General features: G+C 26.5%; 25 protein-coding genes and 1 pseudogene. 1 reads left to right on the top strand and 25 read right to left on the bottom strand.

The window, feature by feature from the left end; genetic code table 11:
- Nucleotides 1-172: 172 nt before the first annotated feature.
- From BHU61_RS10560 to BHU61_RS10630, 16 genes and pseudogenes are all read right to left on the bottom strand, one after another.
- A complete protein-coding gene (locus BHU61_RS10560; RefSeq protein WP_111716751.1) occupies nucleotides 173-502 on the bottom strand; it encodes a DUF488 domain-containing protein in 330 nt (109 codons plus the stop codon).
- A gap of 395 nt (nucleotides 503-897) precedes the next feature.
- Nucleotides 898-1,974: a sensor histidine kinase gene (locus BHU61_RS10565; protein ID WP_170122539.1), complete on the bottom strand. Its 1,077-nt coding sequence runs from the start codon at nucleotides 1,972-1,974 to the stop codon at nucleotides 898-900.
- 75 nt (nucleotides 1,975-2,049) lie between these two features.
- Nucleotides 2,050-2,628 carry a response regulator transcription factor gene (locus BHU61_RS10570; RefSeq protein WP_379883877.1) on the bottom strand — a complete coding sequence of 193 codons (579 nt, stop codon included), beginning with the start codon at nucleotides 2,626-2,628 and terminating at the stop codon, nucleotides 2,050-2,052.
- Nucleotides 2,629-2,688: 60 nt separating this feature from the next.
- Nucleotides 2,689-3,618 (bottom strand): ABC transporter permease, encoded by a 930-nt coding sequence (locus BHU61_RS10575; RefSeq protein WP_111716754.1) that lies wholly within the window; start codon nucleotides 3,616-3,618, stop codon nucleotides 2,689-2,691.
- Nucleotides 3,602-4,327 carry an ABC transporter ATP-binding protein gene (locus BHU61_RS10580; RefSeq protein ID WP_111716756.1) on the bottom strand — a complete coding sequence of 242 codons (726 nt, stop codon included), beginning with the start codon at nucleotides 4,325-4,327 and terminating at the stop codon, nucleotides 3,602-3,604. Before BHU61_RS10580 ends, BHU61_RS10575 begins: the two co-directional genes overlap by 17 nt.
- 581 nt (nucleotides 4,328-4,908) lie before the next feature.
- A pseudogene (gene rpsI, locus BHU61_RS10585) lies at nucleotides 4,909-5,004 on the bottom strand (30S ribosomal protein S9); the annotation flags it as partial.
- A 112-nt stretch (nucleotides 5,005-5,116) separates the two neighbouring features.
- Complete coding sequence (locus BHU61_RS10590) at nucleotides 5,117-6,223, bottom strand: sensor histidine kinase (protein WP_111716758.1); 1,107 nt, start codon at nucleotides 6,221-6,223, stop codon at nucleotides 5,117-5,119.
- The gene (locus tag BHU61_RS10595) at nucleotides 6,211-6,879 is read right to left on the bottom strand and encodes a response regulator transcription factor (RefSeq protein WP_111716760.1); all 669 of its coding nucleotides are present in this window, start codon (nucleotides 6,877-6,879) and stop codon (nucleotides 6,211-6,213) included. The genes BHU61_RS10590 and BHU61_RS10595 overlap by 13 nt, the downstream gene beginning before the upstream one ends.
- A gap of 348 nt (nucleotides 6,880-7,227) precedes the next feature.
- Entirely contained in the window at nucleotides 7,228-7,494 is a 267-nt protein-coding gene (locus tag BHU61_RS13620; protein ID WP_242444249.1) for a hypothetical protein, read from the bottom strand.
- Nucleotides 7,460-8,581, bottom strand: a complete 1,122-nt coding sequence (locus tag BHU61_RS10605; RefSeq protein WP_111716762.1) for an ABC-2 family transporter permease — start codon at nucleotides 8,579-8,581, stop codon at nucleotides 7,460-7,462. The genes BHU61_RS13620 and BHU61_RS10605 overlap by 35 nt, the downstream gene beginning before the upstream one ends.
- On the bottom strand, nucleotides 8,578-9,462 hold the full coding sequence (locus BHU61_RS10610; protein ID WP_111716764.1) for an ABC transporter ATP-binding protein: 885 nt from the start codon (nucleotides 9,460-9,462) through the stop codon (nucleotides 8,578-8,580). Before BHU61_RS10610 ends, BHU61_RS10605 begins: the two co-directional genes overlap by 4 nt.
- 616 nt (nucleotides 9,463-10,078) lie before the next feature.
- Nucleotides 10,079-11,938: a DUF262 domain-containing protein gene (locus BHU61_RS10615; RefSeq protein WP_111716766.1), complete on the bottom strand. Its 1,860-nt coding sequence runs from the start codon at nucleotides 11,936-11,938 to the stop codon at nucleotides 10,079-10,081.
- 80 nt (nucleotides 11,939-12,018) lie between these two features.
- On the bottom strand, nucleotides 12,019-12,249 hold the full coding sequence (locus BHU61_RS13765; protein WP_170122544.1) for a type ISP restriction/modification enzyme: 231 nt from the start codon (nucleotides 12,247-12,249) through the stop codon (nucleotides 12,019-12,021).
- Between the two features lie 501 nt (nucleotides 12,250-12,750).
- Complete coding sequence (locus tag BHU61_RS10620; RefSeq protein ID WP_111716768.1) at nucleotides 12,751-13,206, bottom strand: GNAT family N-acetyltransferase; 456 nt, start codon at nucleotides 13,204-13,206, stop codon at nucleotides 12,751-12,753.
- A 139-nt stretch (nucleotides 13,207-13,345) separates the two neighbouring features.
- On the bottom strand, nucleotides 13,346-14,329 hold the full coding sequence (locus BHU61_RS10625; RefSeq protein WP_111716770.1) for a phosphotransferase: 984 nt from the start codon (nucleotides 14,327-14,329) through the stop codon (nucleotides 13,346-13,348).
- A gap of 17 nt (nucleotides 14,330-14,346) precedes the next feature.
- Nucleotides 14,347-14,907, bottom strand: coding sequence for a nucleotidyltransferase family protein (locus tag BHU61_RS10630; protein ID WP_242444250.1), 561 nt, complete (start codon nucleotides 14,905-14,907; stop codon nucleotides 14,347-14,349).
- Between the two features lie 153 nt (nucleotides 14,908-15,060).
- Here BHU61_RS10630 and BHU61_RS10635 point away from each other — a divergent pair, with 153 nt between their 5' ends.
- Entirely contained in the window at nucleotides 15,061-15,834 is a 774-nt protein-coding gene (locus BHU61_RS10635; protein WP_111716772.1) for a PHP domain-containing protein, read from the top strand.
- A 130-nt stretch (nucleotides 15,835-15,964) separates the two neighbouring features.
- Here BHU61_RS10635 and BHU61_RS10640 read toward each other — a convergent pair whose 3' ends face one another.
- The 9 genes from BHU61_RS10640 to BHU61_RS10680 form a co-directional block, all read right to left on the bottom strand.
- Entirely contained in the window at nucleotides 15,965-16,204 is a 240-nt protein-coding gene (locus tag BHU61_RS10640) for a GrpB family protein (RefSeq protein ID WP_338066944.1), read from the bottom strand.
- 219 nt (nucleotides 16,205-16,423) lie between these two features.
- Complete coding sequence (locus tag BHU61_RS10645; RefSeq protein ID WP_242444251.1) at nucleotides 16,424-17,422, bottom strand: retron St85 family RNA-directed DNA polymerase; 999 nt, start codon at nucleotides 17,420-17,422, stop codon at nucleotides 16,424-16,426.
- Between the two features lie 249 nt (nucleotides 17,423-17,671).
- Nucleotides 17,672-18,946 (bottom strand): phosphoribosyltransferase-like protein, encoded by a 1,275-nt coding sequence (locus tag BHU61_RS10650; protein ID WP_111716774.1) that lies wholly within the window; start codon nucleotides 18,944-18,946, stop codon nucleotides 17,672-17,674.
- A gap of 29 nt (nucleotides 18,947-18,975) precedes the next feature.
- Nucleotides 18,976-19,440: an HNH endonuclease gene (locus BHU61_RS13625; RefSeq protein WP_242444252.1), complete on the bottom strand. Its 465-nt coding sequence runs from the start codon at nucleotides 19,438-19,440 to the stop codon at nucleotides 18,976-18,978.
- A 122-nt stretch (nucleotides 19,441-19,562) separates the two neighbouring features.
- Nucleotides 19,563-19,943: a hypothetical protein gene (locus BHU61_RS10660; RefSeq protein WP_111716776.1), complete on the bottom strand. Its 381-nt coding sequence runs from the start codon at nucleotides 19,941-19,943 to the stop codon at nucleotides 19,563-19,565.
- Nucleotides 19,944-19,988: 45 nt separating this feature from the next.
- Complete coding sequence (locus tag BHU61_RS10665; RefSeq protein ID WP_111716777.1) at nucleotides 19,989-20,204, bottom strand: hypothetical protein; 216 nt, start codon at nucleotides 20,202-20,204, stop codon at nucleotides 19,989-19,991.
- 125 nt (nucleotides 20,205-20,329) lie between these two features.
- Nucleotides 20,330-20,428: a DUF7695 domain-containing protein gene (locus BHU61_RS13770; RefSeq protein ID WP_420870477.1), complete on the bottom strand. Its 99-nt coding sequence runs from the start codon at nucleotides 20,426-20,428 to the stop codon at nucleotides 20,330-20,332.
- An 84-nt stretch (nucleotides 20,429-20,512) separates the two neighbouring features.
- Nucleotides 20,513-20,905 carry a hypothetical protein gene (locus tag BHU61_RS10675; RefSeq protein ID WP_111716779.1) on the bottom strand — a complete coding sequence of 131 codons (393 nt, stop codon included), beginning with the start codon at nucleotides 20,903-20,905 and terminating at the stop codon, nucleotides 20,513-20,515.
- Nucleotides 20,906-20,952: 47 nt separating this feature from the next.
- The gene (locus BHU61_RS10680; RefSeq protein ID WP_111716781.1) at nucleotides 20,953-21,318 is read right to left on the bottom strand and encodes a hypothetical protein; all 366 of its coding nucleotides are present in this window, start codon (nucleotides 21,316-21,318) and stop codon (nucleotides 20,953-20,955) included.
- Between the last annotated feature and the right edge of the window lie 542 nt (nucleotides 21,319-21,860).

Raw genomic sequence — 21,860 nt, forward strand, 5'->3', positions numbered from 1 at the left:
ACAAAAATTAGGCTACTTATCTCCGATAGAATATCGAAAACAAGCAGCCTAATTGAGATGCTTTTTTGTTATGTCTCAAATTAAGGGTTCAGCACCATTTTTAATATACTTTTTTTAATTTTCACTTCTTTCATATCATACTCCCTATATTAATTTTTTATTGTTATCAATATTACTTTTTCATAAATTCTTTCAGCACAACCGCATGATTATATTTTTCATCTTTAGCACCATATAGTAGTACAATTGTCCCTTTCATATCTTTGAGCTTTTTAACAGCATCATTATCTTTAAGTTCTTCTTTATACTTTTTCTTAAAATCATCGAACTTGTCTGGATCATGATCAAACCACTTTCTAAGATCCGTACTCGGTGCAATATCTTTCAACCATTCATCTAATTTAGCATCTTCTTTACTTATCCCTCTCGGCCAAACACGATCAACTAACACACGTTTTCCTTTAGGAATATCTTCATCATAAATACGTGCAAGTTTGTACATATTAATCACCTCAAGTATAGATTTTATTATTGCTTATTCAAGCGTAACACTAAATCTATATTGAAATAAAAGAAAACACCCTCCAACGAATACTGAAGAGTGTTTAAAGTTCTTATTGAACACAAATTGCTGACGCAATTTGCGTACCAAATCTGTAAGCGAACAAGTTCGCAACAGCTTTGGCAATATTAACGTTTTGAGAACTGTGGTGAGTGACTGACGCTTTAAGACCTGGCTTCTTACGTTCAAAAAACTTTAGGATTTCGTATGGTTATATATACTGTCATAAGTCTTGATATTAAAGGATTTATGATTTTTTCGATTGCATAGAATTGCATCAAATATCACTTTGGGGTAACTAAATAAACTATTGGCTAGTTGTTACTATATTATTTCTATCCCTTAGGTTTGGAATACTTATTCTCGTAAGGTATGCTTACTTTAAACTTTGTTCCATATCCTAATTTTGATTCTACTTCTACAGTACCTTCATGCATAGTTACAATACTTTTAACGATAGATAAGCCTAATCCTGTCCCTCCAGATGGGATAGATGTATCAGTACCTCTATAATATTGTTCAAATATACGATTCACTGCTTGTTGATTCATCCCATTCCCATTATCTATTATGCTTAATTCGATATAATTTGCATGTATAGAGGCATCAATAATAATTTTTGTCCCTTTTTGATTATGAGTCACTGCATTAATTATTAAATTTGTTATTGCACGTTGAAATAGTTTCTTATCTATACAACATATTATTTCATTCTCTAAATAATTAAATTCATAGATATATTCTGGGTTCAATATTGCAATTTCTTTAATAATTACTTTTAAAAAATCTATTAAATTTATTTCTTCTTTTTTTACTATCATTAACTTATTTTGCTCTATTTGAAATATTATAGTTAAATCACCAATCAAATCTTCAATATGTTCAGACTTAAGTTTAATCTGTTGTAGGAATTCTTTTTTTTCATCTTGATTCCAATTATATTTTTCTTCTAAAAGCATAGTTGAGTATCCTGTAATATAAGTTAGAGGAGTCTTAATATCATGAGCAATGCCAGATGCCCAGTTATACCTCTCTTCTTCAAATTTTATTTTATTCAGTTCATTCTGTTGCAAAGTTGTCGCCAAATTCTCTAGATCTTCATAAACTTCTTTATATAAATATTTTGATAAGAATAAATTACTTTTCTTATTGCTTGCAATATAATTACCTTCAGATAATTTATTTAAATTGTTTATGATATTAATGATAGGAACTGCAATATAATATCCATAAAATATACAATAAAGAACATACATGAAGAATGCTGCTACTGCTAAATTCTGATTATTTGGCACCTCACCATTAAAAATTAAAAAAGGTATAGCTGGAATAAATAAAGCAGTTAGTAACAAAATTTGTTGTGTAATAAAATGAACAATAAACTTGAAAGCTACTTTATTTCTCTTCAGCATAATCATCTTCCTTTGGTGGAACAAATTTATATCCAATGCCTCTCAAATTGACAATTGGTGAAGATTTATTTGTATTTAATCCAATTTTTTTCTTAATCTATTTATATGCACAGAAACTGTTTTTTCAACACCAAAATTATCCATCCCCCATACTTTGTAATAAATTTCAGATGTTGTAAATATTTGATTAGGATTTTTAATAAAGAATAATAGTAACTCATATTCTTTTGCTGGTAAACTAATACTTTTCTTATTTACAAATACTTCTCCAGCTTCTTCATCGATTATAAGATATCCATAATTATAATGCTTCAAATTATAATGTTGGTTATAACTTTCTTCTCTACGAAATTTTGCTTTAACACGTGCAACTATTTCTAATGGATTAAATGGTTTAGTTATATAGTCATCACCGCCAACAGTTAAACCCGTTATTTTATCTAAATCACTTGATTTTGCAGTAAGGAAAATGATAGGAACGAATGATTGCATTCTTATCTTATTACAAAGTTCAAAACCATCCATATCTGGTAACATAATATCTAGTAATATTAAATCTACTTTGTTATTTTGAATATATTCTAAAGTAGTTTTTCCGTCATGTTTACAAATAATTTTATTAAAACCCTCTTTTTGAAATACTTTTTCTAGCATGAAAGTAAGACCTATCTCATCATCTACTATCAATATTTTATAATCTTTCAATCCTTACACCTACCTAGTAACATCCTTTTTCTCAAAGTATATAATACTAATGATAATAAATACAATTACATATATGAATAGTGTCAATATAGCAAAAACTATATTAATATCATCATTTAAATTTAAATGATATATAAATGAACTCATATCAATGTTTGGAACAGGAGTATACTTTAAAATGTCAATTTTTTCAGAAAGAGCTACTAAGCTATTTGAGGTAATCATGATCAATAGTGATAATCCAACTGCCAACATACTACTTCTTAATAATGTTGAAATCATTAAACCTAATGAAACATAAAATATAATTGATACCAAACTTGATCCATAAAATTGCAATGTTAATTTTAACAAATTACCGTTATAAATTTCATTATTTTGATTAATAAATAAATTAGTTGATTCAAAATTAAATTGATTAGCAATCATAGAAGTTATTAATGTAACTACACCAATTATTATTAACAAAATAGTCGAGATTATAATTAAACTTATAAATTTACTTATAATAAATTGCCAACGATGGTATGGACGAATTAATAAAAATTTAATTGTTTTATTCGAGAACTCGCTCGAAACAATATCTGAAGATAAGATTATCATCCCGATAATAACAAATTCAATTAGACCTGACGTTTTTAACATATCCTCAAATACATTTTCTTTGACGGGTGGGATGTTATTTTTTATTCGATATTCATTTATTTTCTTTTTATTTTCTATATCTTTTTTAAGTATAGGATGAATATTATCAATAGTTAATTGCGTTTCATAATTCTTATTTTCTTGATTCAACTCAGATTTCCAATTGTCCGAATAATTTGGTTGATATTGTGCAATGATACTTGCAATTGCAAAAACAATTAGAAAAATCAAGATAATCCATAACAATTTACGTGACTTCATTTTATATAGTTCATTTTTAATTAAAACTTTCATGATATCCTCCTACAATTTCTCTATATTTCTTCTCTAAGTCAAACTGATCATTTAAAATCTCTTCTCTTCCAATTATTTTTCCATTATCTAAAATAACAACTCTATCTGCTACCAAACTCATTTCAGTCAATAAATGACTTGATATTAAAATTGCAGTATTTTCTTTTTTGGCTAAATAATTCATCAATAATCTAAATTCACTTATACCATCTGGATCTAATCCGTTGAGAGGTTCATCAAGTATTAATAATTTTGGTTGATGTAGTATCGCTTGTCCTATACCTAAACGTTGTTTCATTCCTAAAGAATAATGTGCTACCTTTTGATGTATTTTATTATCTAATCTAACCAACTTTATGACATCTTGTATTCTTTCCTCAGTCACATTATCAAATTGATTTGCACAAAGTTTTAAATTTTCATATCCTGACAAATAATTATAAAAATCTGGATTTTCGATTATTGCACCAATATTTTTAACTGCTTCTTTAAAATTGGTATTAATACTGCTATTACAAATTTGGATTTCACCAGATGTTATTTTCGACAATCCTACTATCATTCTCATTGTCGTTGTCTTACCTGCACCATTAGCACCTAAAAATCCAACAATTTCTCCTTCTTTTATATCAAAAGAAATATTTTGAATTAAGTGTGCACCTTTGACTATTTTATTTACTTCATCTAATTTTAATACTGATTTATTCATTTTATTCCCTCCTTAAATTAATCTTAAAGTTTAAAAGTAAACAGAAGGTAAATTAATAGAAAATACTTACTAAACAATGAAATGCTTTATCTTTTCACGAGGTTATAAGCACTTTAATAAGTATTAATGAATTTATACAATTTTGAATTTCAATGATTTTCAATAAATTGATTCAAAGGATATCAATTTATTATTTTTGAAACAAATAAGCACCCCCCAACATGAGTTGGAAAGTGCTGTAAACGTATATTTTTTTGAAAAAAATTGCTGAAACAATTTGAGAACTGTGGTGAGTGACTGACGCTTTAAGACCTGGCTTCTTACGTTCAAAAAACTTTAGGATTTCGTACAATTGTATATACTGTTGTAAGCCTTGATATTAAAGGATTTCTAATTTTTTCTATTGCATCGAATTGCATCAAATATCACTTAGGGGTAACTGAATCTATCAATATAAACACAAAAAAGCACGCTTTGGAATAATCCAAAGCGTGCTGTAAACGTATTTTCAGTTGAACACAAATTGCTGACGCAATTTGCGAACTCCATCTGTAAGCGAATAAATTCGCAACAGCTGCAGCTTAACGTTTTGAGAACTGTGGTGAACGACGAGCGCCTTTAAGACCTGGCTTCTTACGTTCAAAAAACTTTAGGTTTTCGTACAGTTGTATAGACTGTCGTAAGGCTTGATATTAAAGGATTTCTGATTTTTTCGATTGCATATAATTGCACCAAATATCACTCAGGGGTAACTAAAGGGTAACTAAATAAACTGCTGGCCGGCGGTAATTATGTTTTTATAACTTCTGTATTAATCACAAAACTTACTACTGCTTTACCATCTTCATTATTAATAAATACATCACTATCAAACTGTTTCAATACCTCACTTGCAAAATATAATCCAATTCCAGAGCCATTAGATTCCTTACTTTTTACACCCCATTCTTTTGCGGAATTAATTTCTTCTGAACTAAATAATTTTCCATCATTGATTACAGAAAACTTCAAAGAATTGGTAGGAATGTATTGAAGCTTTACATAAACTATTTTATCTGAGTACTTTAAGGCATTATTTATTAAGTTATCTATTACATGATATAGAATTTGACTATTTATAAAATATTTACTACTAAGAAATTCATCATCCATGTTTATATTCATTACTTTTGATTTTAAAATATATTCATTATTATAATTTTTGTTCAAAATTTCTACTATATCTTTAATATTTATCAAATCAGTATTTTCAGGTAGCATATTAATATTATTAATATGAATTTTTATTTGATCATTAACTCGATAAAGAGAATTGCTTATAATTTCACTTTCTTTACTAATTTTTTCTCTAATAATTTCATCAGGTAATTTAGATTCATTAATTTTTCTTAATAATTCCGTATGGCCTTGCAATACAGTCAAAGGCGTCTTTAAATCATGCTCAAAAACTTCTAATTTCCTCTTGAAATTATTTTGAATTGTCAATTGTTCCTTAATATTACTTCGTAAAAAATCTTGAATTTCTTCTATTTCAGATATAATATCGTTGAATTCCTTAATATTCGTTTTTTCAATCTTTTTGTTAAGATCTTTATCTTTTAATCCTTGTATAATATTATTCATGTGTATTATATTGTTTAGTATTTCTTTTTTATAAAAATATCTTGTTAAGAAGTATATAAAAAATAATGGTACGCAAATATTTATTAAAGTACTAGTTATCATAAATAAATAGTGTGTTTCTTCCCAAAAGTCTGGATAAAGGTAATGACCTATTTTCGAAAATTCTATTCTGTTCAATATGATTTGTAACAAAAAAATTGTTAAAATACTGACCAGTATTATTAATATATTCAACTTTTGAATCTTTTTTTTTATACTTTCTACGTTAACCATTTATAACCAACACCCCATTTGGTATCAATATATTCATATTCACTAAACTTACTAATCTTCTTTCTTACTTTTCTGATATGTTCCGAAATAACTTGTGTACTTCCTTGCTTATTTAAGTTTACTAAATCATATATTTGTTCTTTACTAAAATAGTAATTTGAGTTCAATGATAATAGCTTAATAATTTCAAACTCAATTTTAGTAAGATAAATAGGATTGTCATTAACTGATATTTCAAAAGCATCATAATCTATCACTAAGTCTTTATATCTTCTAATATTATTTATGTGATTAATATCACTTTGTTGGTTAAGTATATTTTTAATCCTTACCACCAACTCTTCCATATAAAAAGGTTTAGCTATATAATCTTTTGCCCCTAATGAAAAACATTTCAAACGTGTATCTAAATTATCTTTTGCAGTTAAAAAAATTATAGGAATATCTGTAGATGAGATTTGCTCTGCAACAGTGAAACCATCTACATAAGGCATTTTAATATCTAATATTATTAGATTGATACTACTATTCAGTTTTTCTATCGCTTCTCTTCCATTGTATGCAACTATTGTATTAAAACCTTCTAGAAATAAGCTTTCTTGTATGAAAGAAACTATATTTTCTTCATCATCTACAATCATAATATTATATGTCATATCTAAAACCTCTTTTAAGATTTTTTATGTTTGGAATAATCACTATCAAGATTAGTATACTCATTATTAATTGTATATGTTTTACTTGAGTTGGAAAATTGAATGTTTCTGGAAATAGAAACATAAATCCTAAATTTCTAAATCCTAAACAAATTAGAAAATATACTAATCCTAACATGTATCCATTTAAAAAATTATTGGTTAAAATACTTATTAATAAACAAATTGAACCAATAAAAATTGTACTTGTAAATGCGATAAATATATCTGTTAATCTAACTTGAGAATTAAATATCACAAGCATAATATAAGCAAAGATAGATAACAATAAAGTTACAACTAAAGTACTTACAGTTCTAAATACAAAAATATATTGATAATCATATTTTTTGTATTAATGAGTTCCGTGATATCATGATTTTTTTCGATTGAGAATAGCGTTGGAAATAGAACGATGCCCATAATACAAAAGAATAACTCTAAATATTGTATAACACGATCATGATTTAAATTAGATATACCATTTAAGAACATACTAAATACAACAACGATGAAACAAACGATATAAAGGTTTAAAAGATTATTCTTTAAGTCTATTTCGAATAATTTTACCACCTGAAATGACCCCCCTTCTTTTAATCCTAAATAAGTATATACTCATTATAAAAATGATTATGCTTACCATAAAATAGATAAATCTATTCATAATAAAATCATTAAAGTTATTATAAAAATGAATTGAATTAAATAGTGTATTATGTCTAGGGATATATAATGAACCATAAATCCCTTCTATACTTTTTGAACCTATATTTAAATTGATGAACCATATAAAAATTTGAACAATACACCCTATAAATGAACTAAATAAAATAGTCAACATCATACCCATCGCACTTGAAAGCGTTATGATAGGTAAAGTCCATATGATAAGTATTTTATAAAATATTAAGAGGGATTGAATCGAGATAGAATGAACACTCGCAAGATTTATAACAAAATATATCGAAAATAGTAGCACCGGTAAAAATGACAACAGTATTACAGTGATAAATCTTACACTTATTAATTTCAAAGATGATATTTTTTTAGGATAGATGCTTTCAAAAGCTTTACTCTTACGATCTGATAAAAAAGTATATGCACCTAGAAAAAATGGTAAAATCCCTAAAACTATCCCCATTACATCCGAATAATAACGACTATATGCACCTAGATAAAGGTCATTGTTTTTTATCGATTGTTTCTCTGATTGGAGTTCTTGCTTATTCATCGCTTTCTTCGAGTATAAATGTATATTATCTTCAGAATAATTCGATCCTGAGCCTATATATTCTGATATAGCATTTTTATATTTGTTAAAATCGTTATAGTTTTTACTGCTTTTCATTTTGAGGAATATGTCTTTTACTTCTCTTAATTCTTTTTTATTCAAGTTTTTTATTTTCAAAAATCCGAACTGATATGTTTTAAATTCATTACTTTTAATCTCTGTTTCCAAATCATCAATAATATTCTTTCGTATAATATTTTTATCATTTGTGTTCATAACGATTTCACCATCTTTGTAAATATCAGAATTAAGGTTAAAATCGATTATTTGTTGGCAGTTTAAAAACCCAAAAATAAAGATGAGTAGTACATAAAAAATATATGTTTTACTAGTCACTATCTTTTTCATTTCTAGAGGTAGAAGTTTCATACACGCTCACCTCTATCTATTTTTTGTAAAAAGTACATATAGGCATCTTCAAAATCATGAGCAACTATCTCAGATCCATGTATCTTTTCATCTGATACAAAACGAACTTTCAAATGCCCTTGATATTCATTTATTTTAGTAATAAATACATTTTCCTTTCTAAATGAGATGAGTTCATTATTTGGGATAATAATGTCATAAACTTTATTATGAGCACTTTCAATCAAATCACTTATACTACCGGTATATTCAATTTTCCCCTTATCTAATATCGCGATATCTTTACATATTGATTCAATGTCACTCACAATATGCGTAGATATAATAACAATCTTATCTTCAGCCAAACCCGATAATAGATTTCGTAATCGAACTCTTTCCTCAGGGTCTAAACCGGCAGTCGGTTCATCAACTATAATTACTGATGGGTCGTGTATGATTGCTTGTGCAATGCCTAACCTCTTTTTCATCCCTCCTGATAATCCTTTTACTTTTTTAGATTTATGTTCGAATAAATTCACTTTTTTCAACACTTCTTCTATCTTACTATCTATTGTATTTTTATCCATACCTGATAATATACCTAAGTAGTAAAGACACTCTTCAACCTTCATATTAGGATAAAAATCAAAATCTTGCGGCAAGTATCCTATCAACTCTCGTATTTTCTCGGTCTTTTCTAGTGGAATACCATTAATGACAACTGACCCTTCACTTTTTTTGAGAATAGTTGCGATAATCTTCATCAACGTCGACTTCCCTGAACCATTTCGACCAAGAATACCAAACATACCATTTTCAATAACTAAATTAACGTCGTTCAATGCCTTCTTTTTGTTATCATATAATTTACTTACATTTTTAATAACTATTTTATTCATCGTATACTCCTCCTTTATTTAAAAGATAACAAATACATATCAACTAATTATCAATTTTTTATAAGTTACATATCTTACATATTGCTCTTTAAAAAAATTCTCAATATTTTGTTCTAATTAATGAATTAATAAGCTAATACAAAAGGATTAGGTAAAAAAGCACCTCTCGGATATTTTCGAGAAGTGCTGTAAACGAATCTTCAATTGAACACACATTGCTGACGCAATTTGCGTACCAAATCTATAGACGAACAAAAACCACTCTCCAGCAATGCTGAAGAGTGGTTTCAAAGTTCTTATGGAACACAAACTATCTACGCCAGTTTGCGTACTGGACTTGTAAGCAAACAAGTTTGCAACAATTCCAGCATTAACGTTTTGAGAACTGTGGTGAACTACGAGCACCTTTAAGACCTGGTTTTTTTACGTTCAAAAAACTTTAGGGTTTCGTATAGTTGTATAGACCGTCGTACATCTTGATATTAAAGGATTTCTGATTTTTTCGATTGCATAGAAATGCATCAAATATCACTTAAGTGTAACTTGAATAAACTGCTGGCTAGGGGTATTTTATGAATTCTATAGAATCTTTTATAATGTTCACTTTAAATTACTACTATTTATTATTAATTATTAAATATCTTTCATATAATTCACTTAATGAAGGATCACGTGAAACTTTATCAACAAAATATTTTCCATGTTCCTTCAGCAAATCTAATAATTCTTCATCCCCTCTAAATTTTTCGCTTAATGTTAGATATAAATTTACGTCTTCTTTATTTAAATTAAGTATATAAGGATTAAAAATAAATACTCTTTCATATAAATCCTCAATTATTGAATTTAAACGTGTTATAGTATCAAATCCTTTTTCCTCAGAAAAGTAATCTCCTAAAGATTTATTTATATTAATATCAGACTCGTCTAGTAGTATCCTCAACTTTTCATCAATAATTTTGTTTTTTAACTTATCTTCATTTGTAGAAGATAAAACTAAAGTTAAGTTACCCAGATTGACCGTTTCTTTTTCCCCATTGTCATTTAATAAATGTTCAATAGTCATTTCTTTAATATTTATATTAATATCTTTTTGAAATAATTTACTATACTCTCCCAGAGTAAAACGTACTAATTTTAAATTTTTCTTTAAAGTCTTATCTTTATTAGAGTATCTAAATGATGGGTGATTTTGCATAATACTAATAAAATCTTCTTTATTTATGAATCTTTCTAACTTTAAAAATAAATCAGTTATATGCATTTTAAATTCCACATTTTTTTTACAGTGGTATATTAAATAATTATATTGATTTAATAACTTATCTGTAAAGTTACTAGTTTTCTGCATTCCATTAAAAATAAAGAAAAAATTTCTCAGATTTAAAAATATTTTCTCCCTTATATCTTGATTAATTATTCCTTCTTGTTCCTTTAATAGTATAGCTGTAAGTAAAGCTCTAATTTGCTGATTTCTTTTTATGTTAAAATACTCAATTGTAGTATCATCAGTATCTTTTTCATTAACTTTAATATATATTTTTGAAAAATCATCAAAATCATTCAACATATTTGATAAAGATTCTATTTTTATTTCTTCCTTAATAAGTTTGTAAACAGAATTAGAATTCTCAGCATCTTTTTTTATATAACACTTTGCAAAATGTACCATAAGATTGTCAATATCGCTAAGTGTCTCCGCCCTCTTAATAATATCATTCCATTTCTTTTTAGCATGATCTATATAAGCTTCTTCTCTAGGATGTATATATTTCATAATATGATTTTTTAATAATTCCATTTGCTTTAATTTTTGTCCTCGTGCATTTAATACCTCAAATATATTATAAATCTCTTCTTCTTGTTCTGAAATAATTTCAACTATATTTATATTTAATAACTTATTCAAAAATATATCAGTTTCTTTAAATGATTTCGTAGAAAGAAAATTTAAATAATATTTGTATGGTTTGAGAAGCGAATTTTTATTAGAGATTTTTTCTGAGTCAAGATGTCGTGAGTAATCAATTATTTCTAATATATCTTCTTTTATATCTTCATTTTCAATTTTAGGAATCTTTTCGCTGTTTGATTTCATAGCAGAAATATACGTAGAATGAATATATTTCGCACGTTTAGTTGCTTCCTCTGTCTTTAGTTCCATTAAATGTCTTGAAATTGCATTGAATAATATAAATAGTGTTGTGATTCTTTGTTGGCCGTCAATTATTTCGAAATTAATAATTCCTGGATCTTTTCTATCTCCCAATTGTTTATCAATATTGTTTAATACAATTGTACCTAAAAAATGAGACCAATTAATATCATCAATATTTACAGTAAAATTAATATCCGCTAATAATTCGGACCAGTTTTTTTCTGTCCAAACATATGCTCTTTGATATCGAGGTACTTTATATACAGAAGATCTTTGAAATAATGAAAGAACGGTTCTATTTTCTGTGCTAAATCCCATTAAATCTCCCCCTTATTATTAAAAATTTATTATTAATTACTTTCATACAACTAGGTAATTCATCAATTAAATCTAAAATCTTAATGCTTATAGTAATAACAGACAATAAACAAATTAAATATATATTTAGGGTCCTCAGAGTATGTAAATGGATTATCTATATTATCATTTTCTCTAATGCTATATTGTTCTACAATCCAATCTATTACTAATCGTCCACTGACTTTAGAATCGTATGCTCTTAAATGTATATTATGAATTTCAATATCTTGGTTAAATATTATTACATTTTTATTAGTGTTGAATGATATTTCATCTTCTCAACTGTGAAATTATATTAATATTTACGGAAAATAATATTTAATTCTTTCAAGCTCTTCTAATTTTCAAAATTAATATGAAATTCTACTAATTTTTTACCCATTGCTATATACTTTTCATAATTACTTAATAAAAGTAGTCGTGGAAAACTATTTATTAGTTCATTTTTAAATTTATTTAGTTTTTAGAATGTAGTAAATCATAAATACAATGAAATGCCTCATCTTCATTATTATAGTTATTAATAAAATTTTAATATATGTTTGTTTATTGACTTGGTGTAACTGGCATTAGATATTCTTTTAAGAAAAACTGACCATTGATTATTAAATCTTTTTCAGGAATTTGATTTATTAAAAGTGTACTAAAATCATTTTTTGTCACCTATATTACTTAACAAAGTACATTTAATAATTATTGGAAGTATCATTTCCAATGTGACTTTCTTGATAATATTATTTTTAATTGATCAACATTATAACTTTTACACTTTAAATTTCGTTAATATCAAACGTTCTTGAAAAATGTAGCACGGAATCATCTACTTTCATATCCATCTTTTTATATAACGACTGTGCCTTTGTATTATCAATACCTGTCTCTAACGTTACATAACGTGCATTATTTTTTCGTGCATATTCAAAAGTTTTTTCAATAAGCTGTCTCCCAACTCCACCTGTCCTACTGTTTGAACTTACATATAAATCATTTAATATATATGCTCTTTGCAGACTTACAGTTGAAAATACTGGATATATTTGTACAAATCCAACTAATTCTTCTCCATTATCTGCTACAAATATCTTTGATTCATTACTAACATATCTGTCCTTAATAAACTTGGTACAAGACTCTATATCTGATTCTTTTCCATAAAAAATTCTATAATTGTTTAATAAACCACTAACTTGTTCTAAATCATCAAATTTAAATTCTCTAATTTTCATTACTCGGTCCCCTTAAATTATTTAGATTATTATTTTCAAATACTACTTCCAAAATGTTTTCTTAATTATATCTCTAACAAAAAATATTGTTAATGAAATTGATGGATTTTCTTTATACTTTATTAAAAGACGTTTATCTTTAAATTCTATCTAACAAGTAAGGAATTTCTTCAATATATTTTTGTATTTGACTATAGGTTCCAAATACCTGAAGATAACCTAATTCTTTTTCATCATCATTATTATCAATATCACATGTTCTTTTCATGTTATAAAGCAACCATCCAAGCATCCCACCCAAATTACCATACATCGCATTAGTTAAATCATCATCAATAGCATGATTTTCCCTATAACTATTTATCACTAAATTAAATTTTTCCTTACTTATATTCCCCTTTCCATCCCTACTCCAGTTAGTCGCAACATCTATTAGCTCAATGGCTGGATTAATATATCCTGTTGATTCCCAGTCGATAATGTACGGTATTCCTTCTTTCCACAATACATTTTTTGAATCAAGGTCTCTATGACTTATGATTTGTTTATTACTTAGGTGACTCATTGAGTGATTATATAAATCAATCCATACTTTAATATTTTCTTTTAGAATATTTATCTCTATCCCCCATGCAACCCCATTAACTGATACATTATTAATTATTTGATCAAATTCTTGATAGTCCATTGAGTTGTATTCTCTTTGAACTAAATCGCTTTGATAATTTAAATGGTGTAACTTTGATAGTAATTTAGAAATAGTTATTAAATTGTTATCTTCAATTTCATCTTGATCAAGGGAATGGGCTTCAATCCAGTCAAATACCATATAATATTTATTATCAACAATTGTCCAAGGCAAATCATTATTATATTTTGCACAGACAGCATCAATACCATTTTCTTTTGAAAAACTAGCAAATTTTTCTGAGAGAATATAATTATTAGGCGCTTCAGTTCGTGAGATGATTTCTTCGTTCAATTGCTTTATTGCATATATTCCTTGATCGGTTTCTACTTTGTACATTTTGTGAAGGAGACCACCTGATATTTCACGTGGTGTAATAATTATTTCACTAACATTCATAAATGATAGTACTTTTAAAGCTAAATTCTTATCCACTTGTCACCTCTTAATTGTTATCTATGAATTTCTAACTTCGGCCACATTGAATGCCAATCTTTTTCTTTGATTCTTTCTAAATATATAGATTTTCTTTCTTCATTATCAAAGTATGGCGTTGGTCTGACGATTCCATTAAATAATTCTTCAAAATTGTAATTATAATGAATAACCACTTTATTATTAACTAACTTTATACAAATAGCTGTTGGACATTCAGGGTATTGATTTACAGCATCTACAGATGAATCATAAGGATCAGTCCCATTTCTTAAATGCATTCTTGCTTGATTTTTAAATGACCAAGGTATCTCTGAGTCTAATTTATTCAACTCTTTTTCATACATCTTCTCAGTACTTTCTCGAATGTCTGATACATCATAGTAAATAACATCTACATCATTATACTTAGTCTTAATATTATAGTCATGAAGAACATCCCATATTTTATTTCTTATAAAACCAGCACTAATCCACCAATCTGGTAAATCAAGTAATGAAACAGTTTTTAAGATTTCCATCATGTCTTTGTCAGACTCAATAATATTTATTAGTTCTTCTTTGGACTTAATTATCATGTTCTCAACACCTTAAAATGATATCATTTCTATTATAAAGAATTTTCAGTTAACTTTTATTATTAGTTTAACATAACAATATATCTAAAATTCTATATTTATTATAATGAGGTTAACATTAGAAATATCTATTTTTATAACTTGGAGGAAAATATGAAATTAATAGATCAACATATGCATTGTGACGCATCATTTGACTGCAAAGAGCCATATACAAATTATTTAAATAACAATGTTAAACAGATAATTTTTACGGATCATTTCGATTTAAATAATCCTATTTCAAATGATGAAGATGATATACCTGACTTAGAAAAACTACAAAGATATCAGAAAGAAGCTAAGGAAATTTATAATACCGAACTATTGATTGGCATTGAAGTAGGATATGTTAAGGCAAGAATTTCAGATATTTTAAAGCACTTGTCATCATATAATTATGACTCTATCATATTAAGTGTACACCACAATAACAAATGTGATTTTATGGATCCTGATATTACTACGATATCAAATGACCCTATTTATGAATATCTAAATTTATTAATAGATGCTGTTAAAAATGTTGATTGTGCAACTATTCTAGCGCATATTGACTATGGATTTAGAATTCATAATATCTCTCACGAAAAATTAAATGATTATAAAGAACAGATTGTTAATATATTATCTAATATAATTTCTAAGAATATCGCACTAGAACTCAATACAAAAAGTATGTATAAATACGACAATTTATTTATATATGAATTTGTTATTGAGCACTATATTGCTATGGGTGGAAAAGACTTTACTTTAGGATCTGATGCACATAAACAAGAAGATATGTTTTATTGCTTTGAAAATGCTATCCAATTATTAAAATCATACAATGTAAATCATATAGTAGAGTTCAAACAAGGTGAAAAAATAATAGAATATATATAAATTTAACTTTATATATAGCAAATCACTTCTCTATTATTATTCGAGAAGTGATTTTAATATTTGCTTGGTAGTTCATAAATGAATTGTTATCTACTATATTCTTAGATTTTAATTTTATAAATATTTTCATCTATATCATTTCATTACTAAAATATTCTATCGCTCTTTGTTCAAGTTTAGAAACAAAATCTTTTTTAGCTTTACTGTATTCTCTTGTTTCATCATATTTACTAGCCAACATCTCTTTAAACCCACTGTACGACTTAACTTCTTCTGAATGTTCTAATAAATAATCTCTTACTACTAGGTGACGGTATATTTCAGGATGATCAAATTGATATATGAATATGGTGTGTTCTGTTATCTCCACCTTTACGGAGTAATCTCCTACCTGTAATTCCCTATTCACCTGCTACGTCATAACCTAGCATCTCTAGTTTAGAATTAATGACTGAAGAATATGATACTGTAGTACATGCAGAATTAACTATTGAAAATAACAAAATTTATGTTGCAAATCGTTTTGAAAATGAACAGGATTTTACCCAAATTATTTATCTCTATAGAAATATATAAGAATATTTAAAAACTATAATTTTTCCCATTTAATATCTATATCTTCAAGATCAATATATTTTTCTTCATGCTTATCATTATATCCGATAATGTTATCTAATTCATTTTGTAGTATATATCCTTGCTTATAATCAACCATCTTAATAAAACTAATTTTCCCACTTAAACTATTAAGATAATATTCACTATTATCTTCTGCTATACTAATGAAATTCAAATGATTTAATAAGCCAAACCTATTAATATAATAGAGGTCTCTTTTTACATTTCTTATAAAATCTTTAGGTATTGTTAATTTTTCATTTACTATAATTCCTGTAACTATTTTTCTATCACCAGGTTTTAAGACTTTAGTTTTTTTATCATTCAATTCAAATCTATTTTGAGTTAATATTTGGTTAATTATTTTGATACTAAATGATATATTACTTTTCCCCGATATAGTTATATCATCAGCATACCGTGTGTATGTTAAATTGTTTTTATTGCAAAAACCAGAAATTCTTTTGTCAATTTTATAGAATATTAAATTTGCGATATATGGACTTGTAGGTGATCCTTGTGGCAATGTATTTTTGTAAGTACATAAATTTGCTAGTGCTATGGCAACTTCAATTTTATATCCTAAATTCAAGAATAGTATTCTTACATCCTTAAAACTAATACTAGGAAAAAAGTTTTTAACATCCATTTTCACTACATATTTTTTATTTATGTGGGGAATAGCATTATCAATTATTGATTTCCCAGGCACAAAACCTTTAGCGCAAGGATGAACTGAAAATTTATATAATATATTATCTAGTATCCATCTTTGAATATTTTTTAAAGCCATTGTCGGAATTGTTAGTTCTCTATATTCATCATTTCTTCGTTTTGGAATTTTGACAGTCTTATAAAAATATTCGTTTGAATATAAACATTTATAGAAATAATTAGATTGAACACCTATCATATTTCTTAAATCTTCTATTGAATCTATTGCAGGAAATACCTCTACTTTATATTTCAACTAAATTCTCCTCATGAACGCTTTTACATTAAATTTGAGTAACTCTAAACTAAAAATTCATCTTTTATTATTACATTCATTAGATATTAGGGGCCTCCCTAATTACTAATGAATGTAAATAATTATACAAAAATATTATTAAAGAAATATAATAATTATTTACAGTAAGATTTTCGAAGAAAATATTACTGTAATCAATTGTGTACCTTTCTTCATAGATTAAGCGACTCGCTTATCAGACACTCTTACTCAAATTAATGGCCCATTCAGCTTTTTATTCTTTTGCAAATGGAGTCCTTCAGCTTTATATTCATCTAATATTGTTTTTAAAGAAACATCATTTAACTGATTATTTTCCAACAGTCTTAGTCCTAATTCAGTAATATAATATACTCCATTATTAGTTGTTAAATATTTATTTTCAAGGCATTCTTGCAATATATTTTTATTATACTTAATAATTTTTTTTATTGCCATTTCAAAGTAATCAGATTTCATAGTATTATTCTTTAAAAATAATAATACTATGATATAATCCCTTTCTTTCTCATTAACAATTTTACTACTAACAAACCATTTAATTTCATTTACTTTGTCAACCCATTTTATATTACTATTTTTTGAATTTCTTTTAAATAGTGGTTTCCAATTAATACTTTCATACCAAAACAGACTAATAGTATTGTTGGGTGTATTTCTATAATTTGTTATTAATGATTGAGTTTTCTTGAATCCTAAAGTATTTTTTTTGCCCGATTCAACTACTTTACGCTCAAAAGTAACGAACTTTTTCTCTAATTCTTCTTTGTTTTTGAAATATTTTCCTGTTTTATTTATATACAAAATACTAAATTCTATTCCATTATCTTTTAAGTTGTTCTCGATCTCTACCTTAGCTTCTTCTGTAATATGAGCACAAAAAATTAAAATTTCTATATATAGATTTTTGATATATTTTTGAATTGCATTCAAAAAATCATTAATAGATTTTCCTGTGCCTGAATAATCATCTATTAATATTAAATACGTTTTTTCCCCTAATATATTTTCAAAATCAATATATAATTGCTTTTCTATATTTATATCAACCGGTTCATCTGAATAATAATAATTCACTGCTCTTGAAAATGATTTGCACAGATTGTTAGGTATATTATTAATTGACATAAATAATGAAGTTAAAACATCGGAACTATTATAAACCTCAGGATCTTTATTTAAAATTACTGAAAAATGGCAATCGTTAATTGTCAATTCATTACCTTCTAAATGCTCTATTAACTTTGAGTAAAGTTTTGATAAGTATTTTACAGTATATTCTTCGCTATAATATGAGTAATCGTTACTTATTATACTTAATATTTCTTGTTTTATTTCATCGTTTTCTTTTAGACCTTCTTGACTCAAAAATTTTCCAAACTTATTTCTAAAATTTTGAAGATAATCATCTTCAATATTATCTCTTATATTATTTCTTTCATAAAAGTTTTTTATTATTACATTGAATTCTTCACTTTTCTCCAAAAGCTCACCACTTTATATTTTTCATTTTTTTAATAATTGGATTTTAAGCTATTATGATGTTTACATAACATTTGCAGATTTTTACGTTCTGTTTTACCACCTTTACTCCATGGAATTATGTGATCACCAGCCATATCTTTATAATTCCATATATGTGTTTGGTGCTCATATTGTATATCTGTATTACAAATTGGGCAATTAGAAACGCCATTTTTTCTTGCAGAATTAGTTTGCTCTTGATACTTCGATTTTTTATCAGTTTCAGTGAAAACTCTAATAGAAAGTAATTTTATAAATTCTAATTTTTCTCCGCTTAATAAATACTCATAAATTCCTGCCTTCCTTGAAACATCACTATCTTCATATAAACTTGAAAGTTTATATTCTAATACTGAGGGATTGTATGAGTTGTTATGATATGTTTCATATAATCTTCCCCATTCTATTTCCCCTTTTTGAATATCTGTACTTTTTATATTTATACTTTTCTTCAAGTATATCATTTTTATCTATTCGATAAATGTTCTAATATTTTCTTTTTGCCATTAAAACTATACTTCTCATGTTAAAAAGCCACCTAAAATAGGTGGCCAAATCAAATAATTATATTGGTTCATCAATCACTTTTTGTTGTCTCTTGTAGTACGTACTCAGCAAATTCAGATCGCTTAATTCTTCCATGTGCCATATCGTACATTTTTTCTATATATTCATCCGTTAATACAAGACCATCAATTTTATTTATTCCTATTGCTGCATCAACTATCGCTATTCTTCTTTTTAAGCTAACTTCTTCAGGCACATGCCCTTCAAATGCTATTTTATATCCATATGTTAATTTAACTTGTGTTCTAAATGATGCTTCATCAATACTTGTAATTCCATCTTTTAATTCTCTCGCAGTAGTATACGCTATTCCTGAATATTCGGCTATTTCATCCGAAGTCAAATCACTTTCAAGCATTTTTTGAATTTTTTCTTTGTCAACTTCAAGCATATCATCACACCTTAGTTTATTAGTTAATCATAACTTATATATCTACTATTCAAATATACCTATTGATTTACCGAAAAAATAATCCATTTTATCATCTTCACGAAGTGGATTGTCTTTACGCAATCTTCTGACATCATCATAATAACCATTTTGTTTCATTATTAATCTTGTATTTGCTCTTAGTTCTCTTCTTTGATCGCCTGTCATCTTATCTCTTTGTTCTTGTGTGAAGTCATTAATAGTTTTTCCTTTGAGGTTCATATTTGTCGACTCCTTTCTAATATTAAAAGAACTTGTATTTGCTATTCTTCATTCTCGTACTCTGAAAGACTAAAATCTATTATTTCATCTCTAGTTTTTCCTTGTACTTTCTCTGGCCACCATCCTTACCTTTGATACTCTTTAATACCATCTAAAAAGATTGCACCACATTTACACATGACATAATCATGTGTGTGCTTTGATTCAATTACATCATCACAAATTTAACAGTGTGCAATACTTCTAATTATCTTTTGCATAATTTTCACCTCTGTAGTAGTTGAAAAATTATTATCAATACAATTTTATCATTTATTTTGTGATTTATACTGACCATACTTACTAACATCTTTGAAATGAATATATGTAAAAATTGGCGACAAGAATAAAAATACTGTTCCCCATATAACAATTCCAACGATCTTGAACAATCCATAAAAAGCTAATGTATCTCTAGTAATATAATAGACTCTAGTACCGGTAAATGTATTCGCACCACTTTTAATATCAAACATTACATAATAAGAAAATGGACTATGTAATAATAAAGTATTCATAATAATTCCTGGAGTTTTATGTCCAACTTCTCCATAGGCTTGTTGATACATATATATAATCGCACTTACCAAAAAAGCAAATAGAACTGATTTGATAAGACGAAAGATATTTAATCCTCTTAAATAGTTCGTAATAAAGTTCATCATATTCTCCTTTTTAAAATCATCTTTCCAATTTCATATTAAATTGTTTATAGAAAGAATGAACTTTTCTTTTTGATTGGTGCTTTCATTTGTTTTTCTTCAACGAATTCTTTTGCTTTATTGTAACTAATATTTTGACCTTCTTTAAAAGAAAGCATTGGAATATGATCATGTCTGTCAGCGCTCCACGAAACGATTTCTAAAATCATTTCTGATTTTTTATCAATTGTAGACAATCTATCATTGATACTTTTTAAGTTATAATTATCTTCTAATGCTTGTTCTTCTTTTTCAAAGAGATAAGTCAAAACTTGATTCATATTTGCAAATCCTTTTTCTTCTTTTAACTCATCAATTTTATTTAGCGTACTATCATTTAGATAATAAGTTTTGTTCGTTCCTCTTCTTTCCATATTCATATCTCCTTTTTTAAGGTTTTTTTGTTTTAATTAATGCAACAAGTGCTTATGTCTTTGTTATTCTTTCAACAATTTTAATAAAATAATTTGTACCTAATGTCTAAATATTAAATTCATCAATAAGCTTTTTGATTAAAAATCTTTATATATGTGGATATCACACATATTCAATTATTTAAAAATTCATTCTATACGTGGATTTCACATATACCATGTTTTTCAATAATTATTACTCAATGTATATATCACATATATTTAATATACATGGTGTGTATATGTGATATATACGTGTTGTAATAAAATGTATATGTGACATATAAATGATTAGTTAAAATTGTGATATCACCATATACGTAGATTTCACATATATAGAAAGTAATCGGCACTGCCGATTTAATCACGTTCGGCTCTGCCGAAATTCGTCCCAGAGGGCGACGTGATATCACTTTCTCTTATGCTCATGTACTAAAAATCAATAGAACAAAAATGTTCTATTGATTTAAGCATAAATTACAAATTCATTATTTATTATGTTA

The organism is Macrococcus epidermidis (assembly GCF_003259695.1).
GTDB lineage: Bacteria > Bacillota > Bacilli > Staphylococcales > Staphylococcaceae > Macrococcoides > Macrococcoides epidermidis.

Bases quoted from the DNA above. Each gene is read 5' to 3' on its own strand.
- BHU61_RS10560 (WP_111716751.1), bottom strand. From the start codon at position 502: ATGTACAAACTTGCACGTATTTATGATGAAGATATTCCTAAAGGAAAA.
- BHU61_RS10565 (WP_170122539.1), bottom strand. From the start codon at position 1,974: ATGCTGAAGAGAAATAAAGTAGCTTTCAAGTTTATTGTTCATTTTATT.
- BHU61_RS10570 (WP_379883877.1), bottom strand. From the start codon at position 2,628: ATGCTAGAAAAAGTATTTCAAAAAGAGGGTTTTAATAAAATTATTTGT.
- BHU61_RS10575 (WP_111716754.1), bottom strand. From the start codon at position 3,618: ATGAAAGTTTTAATTAAAAATGAACTATATAAAATGAAGTCACGTAAA.
- BHU61_RS10580 (WP_111716756.1), bottom strand. From the start codon at position 4,327: ATGAATAAATCAGTATTAAAATTAGATGAAGTAAATAAAATAGTCAAA.
- BHU61_RS10590 (WP_111716758.1), bottom strand. From the start codon at position 6,223: ATGGTTAACGTAGAAAGTATAAAAAAAAAGATTCAAAAGTTGAATATA.
- BHU61_RS10595 (WP_111716760.1), bottom strand. From the start codon at position 6,879: ATGACATATAATATTATGATTGTAGATGATGAAGAAAATATAGTTTCT.
- BHU61_RS10605 (WP_111716762.1), bottom strand. From the start codon at position 8,581: ATGAAACTTCTACCTCTAGAAATGAAAAAGATAGTGACTAGTAAAACA.
- BHU61_RS10610 (WP_111716764.1), bottom strand. From the start codon at position 9,462: ATGAATAAAATAGTTATTAAAAATGTAAGTAAATTATATGATAACAAA.
- BHU61_RS10615 (WP_111716766.1), bottom strand. From the start codon at position 11,938: ATGGGATTTAGCACAGAAAATAGAACCGTTCTTTCATTATTTCAAAGA.
- BHU61_RS10620 (WP_111716768.1), bottom strand. From the start codon at position 13,206: ATGAAAATTAGAGAATTTAAATTTGATGATTTAGAACAAGTTAGTGGT.
- BHU61_RS10630 (WP_242444250.1), bottom strand. From the start codon at position 14,907: ATGATAATTAAGTCCAAAGAAGAACTAATAAATATTATTGAGTCTGAC.
- BHU61_RS10635 (WP_111716772.1), top strand. From the start codon at position 15,061: ATGAAATTAATAGATCAACATATGCATTGTGACGCATCATTTGACTGC.
- BHU61_RS10660 (WP_111716776.1), bottom strand. From the start codon at position 19,943: ATGCTTGAAGTTGACAAAGAAAAAATTCAAAAAATGCTTGAAAGTGAT.
- BHU61_RS10665 (WP_111716777.1), bottom strand. From the start codon at position 20,204: ATGAACCTCAAAGGAAAAACTATTAATGACTTCACACAAGAACAAAGA.
- BHU61_RS10675 (WP_111716779.1), bottom strand. From the start codon at position 20,905: ATGAACTTTATTACGAACTATTTAAGAGGATTAAATATCTTTCGTCTT.
- BHU61_RS10680 (WP_111716781.1), bottom strand. From the start codon at position 21,318: ATGGAAAGAAGAGGAACGAACAAAACTTATTATCTAAATGATAGTACG.